Raw genomic sequence first — 13,572 nt, 5'->3', positions numbered from 1 at the left:
ATTTAACTTTACGAGGTAATAGTACAACTAGACACCTTTAAAGTATGATGGCTTCCAAACCGACAATTCTTGATAGCCCGGTATTTGTACTCGAAAACTCACTGACCGAAAGTCAGAAGAGCTTCTTTCATAAAAATGGTATCATTCAGTTTAAAAACTTTATCAGCAGAGACACAGTCAATTTGTTTCTGAGAGAGATTCATGCCATTGAGAAAAAGTGGCTCGATCAGAAGATTGAGAAGATAAACGGTATCCCCTTAAAATTTGGGCAGGATCAGAATGGAAACCGTATGATCCAACGCCTGGCATTCACCTCTTTGTACAGTGATGTACTCAGAGAATTCTTACAAGACTCACGCCTGCAATCATTGGTTGAGTTGCTTTATCCATATGAAGGACGCATAGGGGAAAATGAAAAAGATGGGTTGGTGGTCAATCATTATGTTCGTACACCCAACAGTAATTTTTCACAGATGGGATGGCATACTGATAGTCCCAGAGATCTGTTTATGGGTCAGCGTATCATGCCTATGCTGAATGTGGGTATCCATCTGGATGATTGTTCGTTTGAAAACGGAGGCTTGCGGGTCTTGCCTGGAACCCATAAGCAGGGGATGTTAAAGCTGTTGTTTTCCAAAAAATACTTTATTGATCACAATCCTGATCCCAGGGAAGCAGGCTTGAATGTAGATGCAGGGGATCTGACGGTACATGATGGCAGAATCTGGCACAGAGTACACATTTCACCTCATTTCGGAGAGAAGAGCCGGCGTAGAGTGATGTACATTCCTATCATTACAGGAGACTACAAACCGAAGAATGAACATAGTAAAACACCCTTCTATCATCGTTTTGCTAGTAAAGTTCAAAATTAATTGTTTCCATTCCCAGAAAAGCTGTTTGGAGAAAGCCAGATTCCGGTATTTCCCAAACGGCTTTTTTTATGGAAAAATAGTATGTTTGAAGTTGTATCGTAAAAACTGAGCAAACCTAATTATATCTGAGTTTATGTCATATGCACTAGTAACAGGCGCAAGTAAAGGAATTGGAAAAGCGATTGCTATAGAACTTGCCAAACGTAAGTTTGATCTTTTGCTAATAGCTCGATCTGAGCAGTTATTGAAATCTGTAACAGAAGAGATTCAGAAATTATATTCTGTGCAGGTCAAGTATCTGTCATTAGATCTGTCTGATAATAATGCAGCAGAGCAAATATATAATTGGTGTAGACAGAATAATTATCAGGTATCTATATTGGTAAATAATGCGGGATATGGTTTATGCGGACCTTTTGATACTTCATCTATTAATGAACTAACCAATATGATGCAATTGAATATGACAACTCTGGTAAAGCTATGTCATATTCTCCTCCCTATGTTAAAACAACAATCTAAGTCGTACATTTTAAACGTATCGAGTACTACTGCTTATCAGGCTTTACCAAATATGAGTGTCTATGCAGCTTCCAAAACGTTTGTGTTGAGTTTTACAAGGGGATTAAAGCATGAACTAAAAGATACATCTGTATCAGTAACCTGTCTGAGTCCAGGTTCTACAGATACCGCCTTTGTAGAAAGAGCACGTATTACACCAAAAGCTCTGGAGGCTGCTAAAAAAGTAAATATGACACCTGAGGCGGTTGCAAAAGATGGTGTTAAAAAAATGTTTGCTGGGAAGGCAGAGGTTATTTCTGGCGGATTGAATCAACTGGGCGCTTTTATGGCGTGGTTGCTTCCTAAAACAATGATTGAGAAAATTGCTGGTGGTATATATAAATAAAGCGTGATTGTGAATCACGCTTTATTTATTTTTGGTCTTATTTTGAGCCGTCTATACGTTCAATCACAGCACCCAAATTGCGTAATCTTGTATCAATCTGCTGATAGCCACGATCTATTTGCTCTGCATTATCGATGATACTCACACCTTTAGCTGACATGGCTGCAATCAATAGTGAAACACCTGCACGGATATCCGGACTTGTCATACGAATACCTCGTAAAGGGATAGCACGATTCAAGCCTATTACAGTAGCGCGGTGAGGATCACATAATATAATTTGTGAACCCATCTCAATAAGTTTATCTACAAAGAACAACCTGCTTTCAAACATTTTCTGATGAATAAGCACTGTTCCTTTCGCCTGTACTGCTGTTACCAAAACAATACTTAATAAATCAGGTGTAAAACCTGGCCACGGATGGTCGGATACTGTCATAATAGACCCATCAATAAAAGTGTCTATTTCGTAATGTTCCTGAGCCGGAATATAAATATCATCTCCTTTTATATCCAATCGGATACCTAATCTGCGAAAAGTTTCCGGAATAATACCCAAATGTTCAACTCCAGCATTTTTGATGGTGATTTCAGACTGGGTCATGGCTGCCATTCCAATGAAGGAACCGATCTCAATCATATCGGGCAACATAGTATGTTCAGTTCCTTTCAGATAATCTACTCCTTCAATAGTCAGTAGATTGGAGCCGATTCCACTTATCTTTGCACCCATGCGATTTAGCATCTTGCATAGTTGCTGAATATAAGGCTCGCATGCTGCATGATAGATGGTTGTAGTGCCTTTGGATAGGACAGCTGCCATCAGGATATTGGCTGTCCCTGTGACAGATGCCTCATCCAATAACATATAACAGCCTTGCAAATTGCTTGCATCAATATTATAGAATCCATTTTGTGGATCATAATTAAATTTAGCTCCTAACTTCTCAAAACCAAGGAAGTGGGTATCAAGACGTCTTCTGCCTATTTTATCACCACCTGGTTTAGGGATGCGGCTTTTTCCAAAACGGGCAAGCAAAGGCCCCAATACCATAATAGATCCACGTAATGCACTTCCTTTTAAGCGATAGGCATCACTCTCCAAATAGTTCAGGTCGATATCTTTGGCTGTAAATCTATAAGAGGACGAACTTAACTTTTCAACTACCACTCCCATATCACCTAATAACTCTATTAGTTTATTAACATCCCGAATATCTGGTATATTATGAATGGTAACAGGTTCGGGAGTTAACAAAACGGCACATACAATCTGTAAAGCTTCGTTTTTAGCTCCCTGTGGTATAATATCTCCTTTGAGGCGATGTCCTCCTTCAATGCGAAAAGAAAGCATATCTTAAGTTAAGAATGAAGAATAGTAAAAATGGTAAAATATAGTGCGACCATTCATTATTCAACAAACGGCCTTTGGTCATTTCTGGTTACAAGACTAAAGAAAAATCCTGAAAAGTTGAGTATGAATATATAAAAAATCCCCTGCGAGAGGGGATTGGGAACGAATATATGTAGATTTTGATACCTTTCCGATTATTTTTTACGCTTTTTGTTATTGTTCTTCTTGCCGAACTTATCGTTTTTCTTATCGTTGCGGTTACCATTGTTATTATTCCGATTCTTATCACGGTCATTTCTGTCATTGCGATTATCGAATCGGCGAACGGCTTCTGCTTCAAATAAACCTTCAGACTTCACCGTTTGGAGATCAATAGTCAGTTTACCCTTAGACATTTCCTGTATCTGCTGAATAACCACTTCATCTTCAATATTCTTTTCTGTCCAGGTTTGGTTGAATGCCTTCATCAGACGGCCAATATATGCTATTGCCCGGATCTGTTCTTCCCGGTTTGTGATGGCAATTGCTTTGTCAACAAGTTGAATTACCTGATACCCATACTGTTTGAATCTGAATTCGTGTGTAGGATAAGGTACTCGTTGAGGTTTCTTCCCTAATGCAGTCTTTTCTGGTGGTGGGTATGGGCTATCCACATCCAGATTGAAACCTGTAAGAATATATAAATCATCCCAAAGCTTCATGGTATAGTCCTGACCTTCCCGCATATTGGGATGTATCTCCCGCATAAGTTCAATCAGTGCATGAGCCAGGCGAGTACGTTTGTTTTTATCATCTATGGTGAGCAGATAACCTGCTAGTTTTTGTACATTACGCCCATATTCTTTCTGAATAAGGGGCTCAAGTTGGGTGTTATACTCAAAGTTCTCCATTCAAAGTGCCATTGGCAGGTTTGTATCAATGCAAAGATACTATTTTTAGATTAGATAAAAGAAAAGATATAGGATAAAAGCAATAGTAATTTTTGTAATTGTGTTTTTATCTGTTAAAGTGACATCTTTTTAAGAGAAAATTGTACAAGGAGGTTTACGTGCATACATTTTCCTTTCGTATCTTTGACTCAACGAGCTACTAATTATACATTACTGCTTTGAATCTCCGGATCTTACCAATTGTACTACTGGTATCTGTGCCTGTTATGGCACAAAACAGAAGACTGGATAGCCTTCAGAATCTGTTAAAAACTCTGCCCCAGGATACTAATCGTGTCAATGTAAATATTGCAATGTTTCGTAACTTATTTGCATCCGATGTGAAAAAGGCTATGCCATATGCACAGGCAGCACTTCAGTTATCTCAAAAATTACATTTCAGTAGAGGTGAAGCTAATAGTTATTCCAATGTGGGAATTGGATATGATGTCCAGAATGACTATTCCGCTGCTTTAGAGAACTTTCTGAAGGGCTTACGAATATTTCAGAACATGAATTTTTATCCGGGTATTGCAACTATATACAATAATATGGCCAATACCTATCGTCGGGAGGGCGATTTTGATGAAGCGCTGAAATTCTACTTAAAGTCCCTGGCTATTAAACAGCAATATGTTACTAATGATAAAATAGGTATAGGTCATACCCTTAATAACATTGCTGTTGTGTATGACAATAAGAAAGAGTATTCCAAAGCACTCGAATATTATCTTCAGGCATTGGAAATAAAAAGAGGAGGGAAGGATAAAAAGAGTATTGCCTATGCTCTCTCAAACATTGGGGTATTATACTTGAGATTACATCAGTTGGAGAAATGTATTGACTATCAGAGTAAGGCTTTGCCTCTTTTCGAAGAGGCGAATGAAGGAATAGGAGTATTGAATGTATATATGATTCTGAATGAGGCATATGATAGTCTTGGTGAGTTAGATAAATCTATTGTCTATGGCGAAAAAGCTGTAGACCTCGCAAAAAAAATAGGGATCAAAGCAAGTATAGCCCAAGTAAGTGGTAGATTATCAAATACCTATGTGCTTCAAAAGAATTATGAGAAAGCCTATCTTTATTTGTCTTTGCAAAGGGCTTATCTGGACAGCCTGGATACAGATGAAGATATCCGGAAGTTTGAACGACTTAAGGCCGGCCATGAACTGGAAAAAAAAGAAATGGAGAACCGTGCTTTGCTGAAGGATGCCAGAATAAGAAAAGCAGAATTACTTGCATTGACGAAAGATCAGCAGATAAAAGCAGCGGAATTACAGTTGGCTGAGTTGTCCCTTAAGCAACAGACAGAAGGCAGACAATTGGAAAAGCTTCAGTTTGAGCAAGAATTGGGAGGAAAGGAACTGGAAAATCTAAAATTGCTGAAAGACAAACAAATAAAAGATACAGAACTGCAACTTAAAGAAGCTATTATTGGAAGACAGCAAGCTTGGGGAATTGCAACGGGAATAATCGTAGTTCTGCTTGGTGCGCTCTCTGTTACGTTTTACAGAAACTATAGATCCAAACGAGCAGATAATCAATTGCTTAATGAGCAAAAAGAATCTATACAGCAACAAAATGAACGGTTAGAAGAATTAAATGCCATTAAAGACAGATTATTCTCCATTATTAGTCACGATTTTCGGAGTCCTCTACACTCTTTAGAAGGCATTGTAGGCTTATTGCAAAATGAAGCCTTAACTCCAGAAGAGACTAAAGTAGTGGTTACTCAATTAGGAGAGCGTTTAGGGATTACATTACACCTTTTAGAGAATTTGCTTCATTGGGCTAAAACCCAGATGGAAGGCATGAGTGTACATCCAACGGTATTTGATGTGAAGACGATTGCAGACGAAAATGTTAGACTAGTTCAAGGGCAGGTTGTGAAAAAACGGATTGAAATTAGTAATGAGATGACTTCAAGGACTGCGGTCTACGCAGATAAGGAAATGATTAATCTTGTAATACGAAACTTGGTTAATAATGCCGTCAAATTTACAAAATCCAATGGGAAAATAGCCATACGTTCGTCATCCAATGACTCATTTGTTCATATTTCTATTCATGACACTGGATTAGGAATGACAAAGGAAAATCAGGAACGTTTGTTTAATACAGCTACAGCTTTTACTACTGTGGGCACAGGTAATGAAAAAGGTACAGGGCTTGGACTAACCTTGTGTAAAGATTTTGTGGTTAAAAATGGAGGAGATATTCAGGTTGAAAGCGAACCTGGTAAAGGATCTGTATTTACATTCTCAATACCGAAACATCAGTTTTCCTAGTTTATTCCTTTTGCTTTTACTCTAAAAGTCTGAATCTTGTTAGTTAAGAAGAGGTTAAATAGGATTTGAATAAATAGAGACATACCTATCTGCATAAGCCAACTAAATAAAAGATCATTTGAGTATCCAAATGCAGAAGCATCTGGAGCGGATGAGCTACTTACTATGATTAATAATGGAAGTATTGGTAAGAAAATTGCCAATAGTGGGAAGATGATAATGGCAGTTGTTTTAAATAATCTGTTATACGTATTAGATGCAATGAAGCTATAAATCAGATTGAGCACAACCTGAATAATCAGTAGAAACATACAGAGAAAAGATAATTAGTATAAGAGCTTCTATAGCGATAGTAAAAGCTCCAACCGCTATAGAAGCTATCATATTATTCATGAATCATTAATTTGGCAAAGCTTAATAACAGAGTTTTCTCTCCATCCTTCTCAAACTTAATCTTTGCTTTCTTATCTGGAGTACTAAAGTCAATAGAGGTAACCACCCCAAATCCGAACTTCGGATGCTCAACTTTCATTCCTACTGTAAGAGTAGATGTATCACTAGCTATAAAGTTAGTTGAAGGAGCATGTGTAGTGGCTGGAGTAGTGACTGGTGGCGCTTTGCGTGTTGTGAGATTCTTGACAAAGCTTGTATTACGTTCTGTTTCAAACGTACGAGTATTTTGTGTCATCCTCATATAGCTGGCATCAATCTCCTTTAGGAAACGACTTGGCTCACAGGTTTGCAGCCTTCCAAAACGATAGCGGGTTTCTGCATAGGAAAGTGTGAGTTTATGTTCAGCCCGTGTAATGGCTACATAAAACAAACGTCGTTCTTCCTCCAAATCTGCCATGCTGGACAACATCATCTGAGAGGGAAACAGATCTTCTTCCATACCTACAATGAATACATGTTTAAACTCCAATCCCTTGGCAGAGTGTATAGTCATTAGTGTAACTCTATCTGCCTTATCATCTTTTTCATCATCGGCACTGGTCAGCAAAGATACGCTCTGTAAGAAAGAGGAAAGGCTTTTATCAGGGCTTTCAGGGTTGTCTACATACTCTTTAATTGCGTTCAGCAATTCCTGAACGTTTTCATAGCGAGCCAATCCTTCTACAGTTTTATCTTCATGCAATTCCTTCAATAAGCCAGACGCTTTGGCTACATGTGCAGCTGTTTCATAAGCGTCCTTGATAACAGAAGTTGCATGAAAACTTTTAATCAGAGCCGAAAAATTTTCAATAGGAGCTGATAATCGATCTCCCAGATAGGGTTTAGGATTCGCTACTACTTCCCAAAGTGTAAGGTTATTTTCCATGGCAGCTACCACTATTTTAGCTACAGTGGTATCTCCAATCCCACGTTTGGGTAAATTGATAATACGTTTAAATGCCTCCTCATCGCTTTGATTGATTGTAAAACGCAGATAGGAGATCAGATCTTTAATCTCTTTCCGTTGATAGAATGAAACACCACCAATCAGTCGGTACTTGATGTTTTTCTTACGCAAAGCTTCTTCAAATGCACGGGATTGAGCATTGGTACGATACAAAATCGCAAACTCATCATTATGCCTTTGATACAACATTTTCTCTTCAAAGATGGAATTTGCTATCAAAGATCCTTCCTCATTATCAGAAGATGCTTTTATTAACTCAATCTTATTGCCTTCCTCATTTGCTGTCCATACATTCTTTTGAAGCTGACTTTTATTCTTAGCAATTACAGAGTTGGCTGCATTAACAATATTCTGTGTGGATCGGTAGTTTTGTTCCAGTTTTACAATTCTGGTATCTGGAAAATCGCGCTGAAAATTAAGTATGTTCTGAATATTAGCCCCCCGGAAGGCATAAATACTTTGCGCATCATCTCCTACCACACATATATTCTGATGAACAGCCGCAATCTTTTTGGTAATAAGATACTGAGAGATATTGGTATCCTGAAACTCATCAACAAACATATAATGGAACTTTTGTTGATATTTATTGAGTACATCCACATGATCACGGAACAGCACATTGGTATTGAACAACAGGTCATCAAAGTCCATTGCATTAGCTCTTCGTAATCTTTCCTGATACGTTTTATACACCTTTCCTAATTCGGGTACCCGACTTGCTTCATCATCTGCACGATATTCTGCACTGTTCATATAGGCTTCTGCAGAAATTAGATTATTTTTGGCAGATGATATTCTGTAGAGTACATTATTAACCCGATATACTTTATCATCCAGGCTCATTTCCTTAAGGATTGTTCGAATTAACGATTTTGCATCATCCGTATCATAGATGGAAAACTGGCTCGTAAATCCAATCTTTTGAGCCTCTATTCGCAAAATACGTGAAAAAACAGAGTGGAAAGTTCCTGCCCAGATATTGCGTGCATCAGTTCCTACAACCTTCTCAAGACGACTACGCATCTCATCCGCTGCCTTGTTGGTAAAGGTCAGGGCCATAATCCGAAATGGATCTACACCTCTGTTCATCAAATGGGCAATGCGATAGGTTAATACGCGGGTTTTGCCTGAACCAGCGCCTGCAATAATCATTAAAGGGCCTTCTCCATGTGTTACAGCTTCGCGTTGTGGCTCATTAAGTCCTTCTAAGTAATTCATATTGGTTAATTAGGCAGGTAAGTTACTCTTTTCTACAATTTGCTTTCCGGGGAATCAAATCCTCTGTCTGAAGAAATATAGATTTGAAAAATGAGGTGCAAGTTACAAAAATAAACCCATGAGAAAACTCTCATGGGTCGAAATAGATTTTTATTGCCTGATAAAGTTAGACTGCAAAACTTTCTCCACATCCACAGGTACGGGTTGCATTAGGGTTTTTGAACTGGAAGCCTTTTCCATTTAATCCATCTGAAAAATCCAGCTCTGTTCCCAACAGATACAAAAGACTCTTCTTGTCAACCAAAATTTTAATTCCTTTGTCTTCAAAGATCTGGTCCTGTGGTTGGATAGCTGCATCAAACTTCAGATCATACATTAAACCAGAACATCCACCACCTGATACTGCTACACGAATATTGTGTTCACCGTTTAACCCATCTTTCTGACGCAGTTCAATGATTTTATCTTTGGCTATATCTGTTATTGTAATCATGTCTATGTAAAGGAAATGAATGAGAGATACCGATATTTATTTGTTTTTGATACTTTGCAAACAATGCTATTTTTACAAATATAAAAACGGATTGTCTTTTAGAAAAGTTCATTATGCAAAAAATAGAACATATAGGAGTAGCTGTCAAAGATGTAGATTTTTCAGAACAGTTATTTGAAAAATTATTGGGAGTTGCTTCTTACAAGCGGGAGTTTGTAGAATCTGAAAATGTAATTACCTCTTTTTTTCAGGTTGGAGATAGCAAGATCGAATTATTACAGGCTACTAACCCTGATAGTGCAATTGCCAAATATATTGAAAAAAGAGGAGAGGGTATGCATCACATTGCTTTTGAGGTGAAGGACATCTATGCTGAAATGAAGAGATTGGAAGGAGAAGGGTTTACCCTGATTAATGCAATGCCTAAGTTTGGAGCAGATAATAAACTGGTATGTTTTTTACATCCCAAGACAACTAACGGGGTCTTAATAGAGTTATGTCAAGCTATTGAGAATACATCTGGCAGTTAGATTATTCAACTGCCAGATGTGTGTAATTAGTTCAGGAATTTATCTATTAAAGAGAAAATCCGCTCAGTTGCTTTTCCATCCCAAAGAGGCGGAATGCCACAAGTCTTGTAATCGCCAGTATTAATCTGATTTACAGTTGTCAGGATTTTTTCTTTGTCAAAGTGCAGAAGTGTATTGGAACCGAGATCTATCGTAGATGGTCTTTCTGTGTTAGGTCTCAGGGTGATACATGGCACCTTTCTGAATGTTGTTTCTTCTTGGATTCCACCGCTGTCTGTAATGACATAACGGGCATGCAGAATTAGTTTCTGAAAATCCAAGTATCCTACAGGATCAGATAGAATAAGATTGGGATTAGTTTCTACCTGGTCATACAGATTAAATTCTTTAAGACGATTGAGTGTTCTGGGATGAATCGGGAAAATAATTTTTAGTTCACGGGTTAATTCGGCGATAATATCCAGCAGTTGTTCCAGTCCGGAGAGAGTATCTACGTTTCCTGGACGGTGCATAGTCATCAGTGCATAGTGTTGAGGCTGTATTTCCAGTTTTCCCAGTATTTTGGATTGCTGAATATCTACATCATAAGCTACTAATGTATCAATCATTGTATTGCCTACCAGATGAATTGATTCTGGCGATTTCTTTTCTGATAGCAAATTATCAAGTCCGCTTTGCTCTGTTACGAAGAACAGGTCCGTAATCGCGTCTGTCAATATCCGGTTTATTTCTTCAGGCATTTCCCTATCATAACTGCGTAAGCCACTTTCTATATGGGCTAATGGCGTATTTGTTTTATTTGCTACCAGTGCTGCTGCCAGTGTAGATGTAACATCGCCTACTACTAATAGCATATCTGGTTTATATTCACGGACTACCCCCTCAATGCCCTGCATAATCTGAGCCATCTGAGTAATAACAGTAGTAGTTTCTGCCTGAATTCGGTATTGTGGTTGTGCAAGATGAAGTTCCTCAAAAAAAACATCACTCATATTGTGATTATAATGCTGGCCTGTATGCAGTAATTTATGAGTAAGCTGAGGATATTGCTGTACAACCTTATCAAATTGAGTAATTTTAATAATATTGGGACGTGTTCCTACAACTGTAAGCAGTTTTTTTTGCATTTCTCTGTTTTTATTAAGAATTAAGTATCCTATTGGCTGTCGAATCTTCTGCGAATCCACTGAAATGGAGATCCTAAGCGTTTAAATATACGTTTTAACAGCGTCTTTTTAGTTGTATCCTCATCATAATAGCCATAACCATAGCCGTATCCATACCCATATCCGTAATTATATCCATACCCTGAACTTGTGCGAAAATCGTTAAGAACAATGGCAAGGTTTTTTGCTGTTTTTTCCTGATATATTTTATTGATGGTTTCTAAAAAGACTTTCTTGGACTTCTTTTGCCTAACCAGGTATACATTTACATCAGCAAATTTCATAGCAATTACTGCATCTGTTACCAGACCTACTGGTGGTGTATCTATAAGAATATAGTCATACTCATTGCGTAAATCTTCCATAAGCTGTTCCATTGCCGGACTCATAATTAGCTCCGATGGATTAGGTGGGATAGCCCCCGCTGGTAAAAGATGTAGATTATTGACAGGTGTATGGACAATAGCATCCTGCCATTTTAGTTTGCCTATAAGTACTTGAGTAATGCCTTTTTCTCCTGGTAAGTTAAATTCTAATTGTAATTTTGGCTTTCGTAGATCCAAACCTACCATCAACACCTTTTTGTCAGAAAGAGCCAGGATAGAACCAATATTTAATGTAAAGAACGTTTTTCCTTCGCCACTAATAGTGGAGGTAACCAAAACAACTTTATGTTCAGACTGGCTTGCCAAATACTGAAGATTAGTTCGAATAGAACGAAAAGATTCCGAAATTATAGATTTAGGCCTGTCAATTACTACCAGATTAGATTTCCCTGGCCGTGGGCTATGACTGACAATACCTAAAATCGGAACTCGTGTGTTTTTCTCAACCTCACTGCGATCTGTTATAGTATCTTTTAAAAGGATTTTAATGATAATAAATGTTGCAGCTATTGATAGACTAACAAATATTGCTATGACATATGCAGAATTAGGCTTGGGACGAACAGGACCACCAGGAAGGTATGCATAATCGAGAACAACTACATCAGATAATGTAGCTGCTTCTGCAATACTATAGCTTTCTCTTCTTGCCAATAAGGACTGATAATTAGATGCGTGTATTTCATAGCGCCGACGAATACCTGTATTTTCGCGTTGTGTTGATGGTATCTTGTCAAGTTCAGTTTCGTATTTTCGTATTTCCTGGTTAATGGTACGCAAATTATTTTCCAGTGCGTCTTTATAGCTTTGCAGTGTTGTGAATAAATTTTTTCGAGCTAGCTCTAGCTGTCTGTCAATACGTTTTAATTCAGGGTTATTAGGAGTTAATGATGTCTGCATCATATTTCTTCTAATTTGTAACTGGCTTATCTGTGACAAAGAACTAGCAAAACGACTATCTTCTGTTCCCATGTTTGTTGTGGAAATCAAGCTCGGATCTTTGCCTTTACGTACAGATGTTTCTAATGAATCCAGTGCCCGAAGTTCCAATTCCAGATTTGCTTTTTGATCAATATACTTTACAAGGCGGCTCTGTGAAAAATCAGGTGTCAGATTAATAATACCTTTGCTACGTTGAAATCTTTCAATCTGTTGTTCTGATGAATTTAATGAATCTCTATATGCAGCTAATAACTCTCCAATAAATTTTAATGTGTTTTTAGCCACTTTGGTCTTTTCTTCGACAGATCGCTCCTGATATGCTTTAATTAATGCATTGACAAAATCCATAGCTCTTTCAGGAACATTGTCTTGGCAGGAAATATAGAGCATAGATGTTTCTTCATTTCCTCGAGATATGCCTACACTTCCTCTGAATTTACCTATAGGTGTCCAGGGATAATGTACAATAAAAGAGTAAGGTTCATTAAGAGTAGGATTGCTCGGTCTTTGGATGTTTTTAGTTATAGAGAATATACCAAATTGATTATTAATTTTTTCATTGATTCTATGCACGGAACTAATCTCTTCTTCCCCCCTTTGATAGCTGAATTTAAACCTAGCAGTATCAAGAAACTGAATATTAAATTTCTGTTCTCTGGCATAAAATGTGTCAATAGCAACAATAAATGGAGTGTTTTTATATAGTTCGGTGGTTTTAAATCGACCCATTGCAAAATAAGATACATCAACAAAAGTCATATGACTTACAGCGCGTTCTATAACACTCTGAGATTTTATTATCTCAATCTCTGTAGTCAGATTCTTTTTCAAATGAAGAATGTCCCATTCTTGTAGTTGAGCCGCATCTGCTCCCAATGTTGTAGAGGATTCATCTTTGACAATGATAGTTCCTGTAGAACTATATATAGGAACAGTATATCGATTGTACAGATTGGCACTTATTATACCTATAATTAAACACAATACAATCACCCACCAATGGCTTAGAATTAGTTTAAATATTTGTCCAAAATCAATATCCTTATTCTCCAAGGGGGAGGAAAACTCCTGATTCATAT

At 37.7% G+C, this 13,572-nt stretch carries 11 protein-coding genes; 4 read left to right on the top strand and 7 right to left on the bottom strand.

Annotation, left to right across the window (positions count from 1 at the left end; all coding sequences use genetic code 11):
- Positions 1–44 precede the first annotated feature (44 nt).
- Positions 45–875 carry a phytanoyl-CoA dioxygenase family protein gene (locus QNI22_RS35005; RefSeq protein WP_314518573.1) on the top strand — a complete coding sequence of 277 codons (831 nt, stop codon included), beginning with the start codon at positions 45–47 and terminating at the stop codon, positions 873–875.
- A 133-nt stretch (positions 876–1,008) separates the two neighbouring features.
- Positions 1,009–1,782 carry an SDR family NAD(P)-dependent oxidoreductase gene (locus QNI22_RS35000; RefSeq protein ID WP_314518569.1) on the top strand — a complete coding sequence of 258 codons (774 nt, stop codon included), beginning with the start codon at positions 1,009–1,011 and terminating at the stop codon, positions 1,780–1,782.
- A gap of 37 nt (positions 1,783–1,819) precedes the next feature.
- On the opposite strand, the gene murA is transcribed toward QNI22_RS35000, so the two are convergent.
- Both murA and QNI22_RS34990 read right to left on the bottom strand, forming a co-directional pair.
- Entirely contained in the window at positions 1,820–3,136 is a 1,317-nt protein-coding gene (gene murA, locus QNI22_RS34995; RefSeq protein WP_313978199.1) for a UDP-N-acetylglucosamine 1-carboxyvinyltransferase, read from the bottom strand.
- Positions 3,137–3,330: 194 nt separating this feature from the next.
- The gene (locus QNI22_RS34990) at positions 3,331–4,026 is read right to left on the bottom strand and encodes a DUF4290 domain-containing protein (protein WP_313978196.1); all 696 of its coding nucleotides are present in this window, start codon (positions 4,024–4,026) and stop codon (positions 3,331–3,333) included.
- 218 nt (positions 4,027–4,244) lie between these two features.
- Here QNI22_RS34990 and QNI22_RS34985 point away from each other — a divergent pair, with 218 nt between their 5' ends.
- On the top strand, positions 4,245–6,356 hold the full coding sequence (locus QNI22_RS34985; protein ID WP_314518568.1) for an ATP-binding protein: 2,112 nt from the start codon (positions 4,245–4,247) through the stop codon (positions 6,354–6,356).
- Here QNI22_RS34985 and QNI22_RS34980 read toward each other — a convergent pair.
- The 3 genes from QNI22_RS34980 to QNI22_RS34970 all read right to left on the bottom strand — a co-directional run bounded on the left by QNI22_RS34980 (position 6,353) and on the right by QNI22_RS34970 (position 9,469).
- On the bottom strand, positions 6,353–6,667 hold the full coding sequence (locus tag QNI22_RS34980; RefSeq protein ID WP_314518566.1) for a hypothetical protein: 315 nt from the start codon (positions 6,665–6,667) through the stop codon (positions 6,353–6,355). The two genes, QNI22_RS34985 and QNI22_RS34980, sit on opposite strands and share 4 nt — an antisense overlap.
- 74 nt (positions 6,668–6,741) lie before the next feature.
- On the bottom strand, positions 6,742–8,976 hold the full coding sequence (locus QNI22_RS34975; protein WP_314518564.1) for an ATP-dependent helicase: 2,235 nt from the start codon (positions 8,974–8,976) through the stop codon (positions 6,742–6,744).
- A 166-nt stretch (positions 8,977–9,142) separates the two neighbouring features.
- Positions 9,143–9,469, bottom strand: coding sequence for a HesB/IscA family protein (locus QNI22_RS34970; protein ID WP_313978188.1), 327 nt, complete (start codon positions 9,467–9,469; stop codon positions 9,143–9,145).
- A 113-nt stretch (positions 9,470–9,582) separates the two neighbouring features.
- Here QNI22_RS34970 and mce point away from each other — a divergent pair, with 113 nt between their 5' ends.
- A complete protein-coding gene (mce, locus tag QNI22_RS34965) occupies positions 9,583–9,999 on the top strand; it encodes a methylmalonyl-CoA epimerase (RefSeq protein WP_314518562.1) in 417 nt (138 codons plus the stop codon).
- 26 nt (positions 10,000–10,025) lie between these two features.
- Here mce and wecB read toward each other — a convergent pair whose 3' ends face one another.
- Positions 10,026–11,126 (bottom strand): non-hydrolyzing UDP-N-acetylglucosamine 2-epimerase, encoded by a 1,101-nt coding sequence (gene wecB, locus QNI22_RS34960; protein ID WP_314518559.1) that lies wholly within the window; start codon positions 11,124–11,126, stop codon positions 10,026–10,028.
- Between the two features lie 29 nt (positions 11,127–11,155).
- Positions 11,156–13,570, bottom strand: coding sequence for a GumC family protein (locus tag QNI22_RS34955; protein WP_314518558.1), 2,415 nt, complete (start codon positions 13,568–13,570; stop codon positions 11,156–11,158).
- Positions 13,571–13,572 lie beyond the last annotated feature (2 nt).

Source organism: Xanthocytophaga agilis (genome assembly GCF_030068605.1).
Lineage (GTDB): Bacteria > Bacteroidota > Bacteroidia > Cytophagales > 172606-1 > Xanthocytophaga > Xanthocytophaga agilis.
The sequence above is the reverse complement of the archived record's forward strand: the minus strand, read 5'-3'. Positions and strand labels throughout refer to the sequence as shown.

Coding starts and splice junctions, on each gene's coding strand:
- QNI22_RS34970 (WP_313978188.1), bottom strand. CDS start 9,469: ATGATTACAATAACAGATATAGCCAAAGATAAAATCATTGAACTGCGT.
- QNI22_RS34955 (WP_314518558.1), bottom strand. CDS start 13,570: ATGAATCAGGAGTTTTCCTCCCCCTTGGAGAATAAGGATATTGATTTT.
- QNI22_RS34980 (WP_314518566.1), bottom strand. CDS start 6,667: ATGTTTCTACTGATTATTCAGGTTGTGCTCAATCTGATTTATAGCTTC.
- QNI22_RS35000 (WP_314518569.1), top strand. CDS start 1,009: ATGTCATATGCACTAGTAACAGGCGCAAGTAAAGGAATTGGAAAAGCG.
- QNI22_RS34990 (WP_313978196.1), bottom strand. CDS start 4,026: ATGGAGAACTTTGAGTATAACACCCAACTTGAGCCCCTTATTCAGAAA.
- mce (WP_314518562.1), top strand. CDS start 9,583: ATGCAAAAAATAGAACATATAGGAGTAGCTGTCAAAGATGTAGATTTT.
- QNI22_RS34975 (WP_314518564.1), bottom strand. CDS start 8,976: ATGAATTACTTAGAAGGACTTAATGAGCCACAACGCGAAGCTGTAACA.
- QNI22_RS35005 (WP_314518573.1), top strand. CDS start 45: ATGATGGCTTCCAAACCGACAATTCTTGATAGCCCGGTATTTGTACTC.
- wecB (WP_314518559.1), bottom strand. CDS start 11,126: ATGCAAAAAAAACTGCTTACAGTTGTAGGAACACGTCCCAATATTATT.
- murA (WP_313978199.1), bottom strand. CDS start 3,136: ATGCTTTCTTTTCGCATTGAAGGAGGACATCGCCTCAAAGGAGATATT.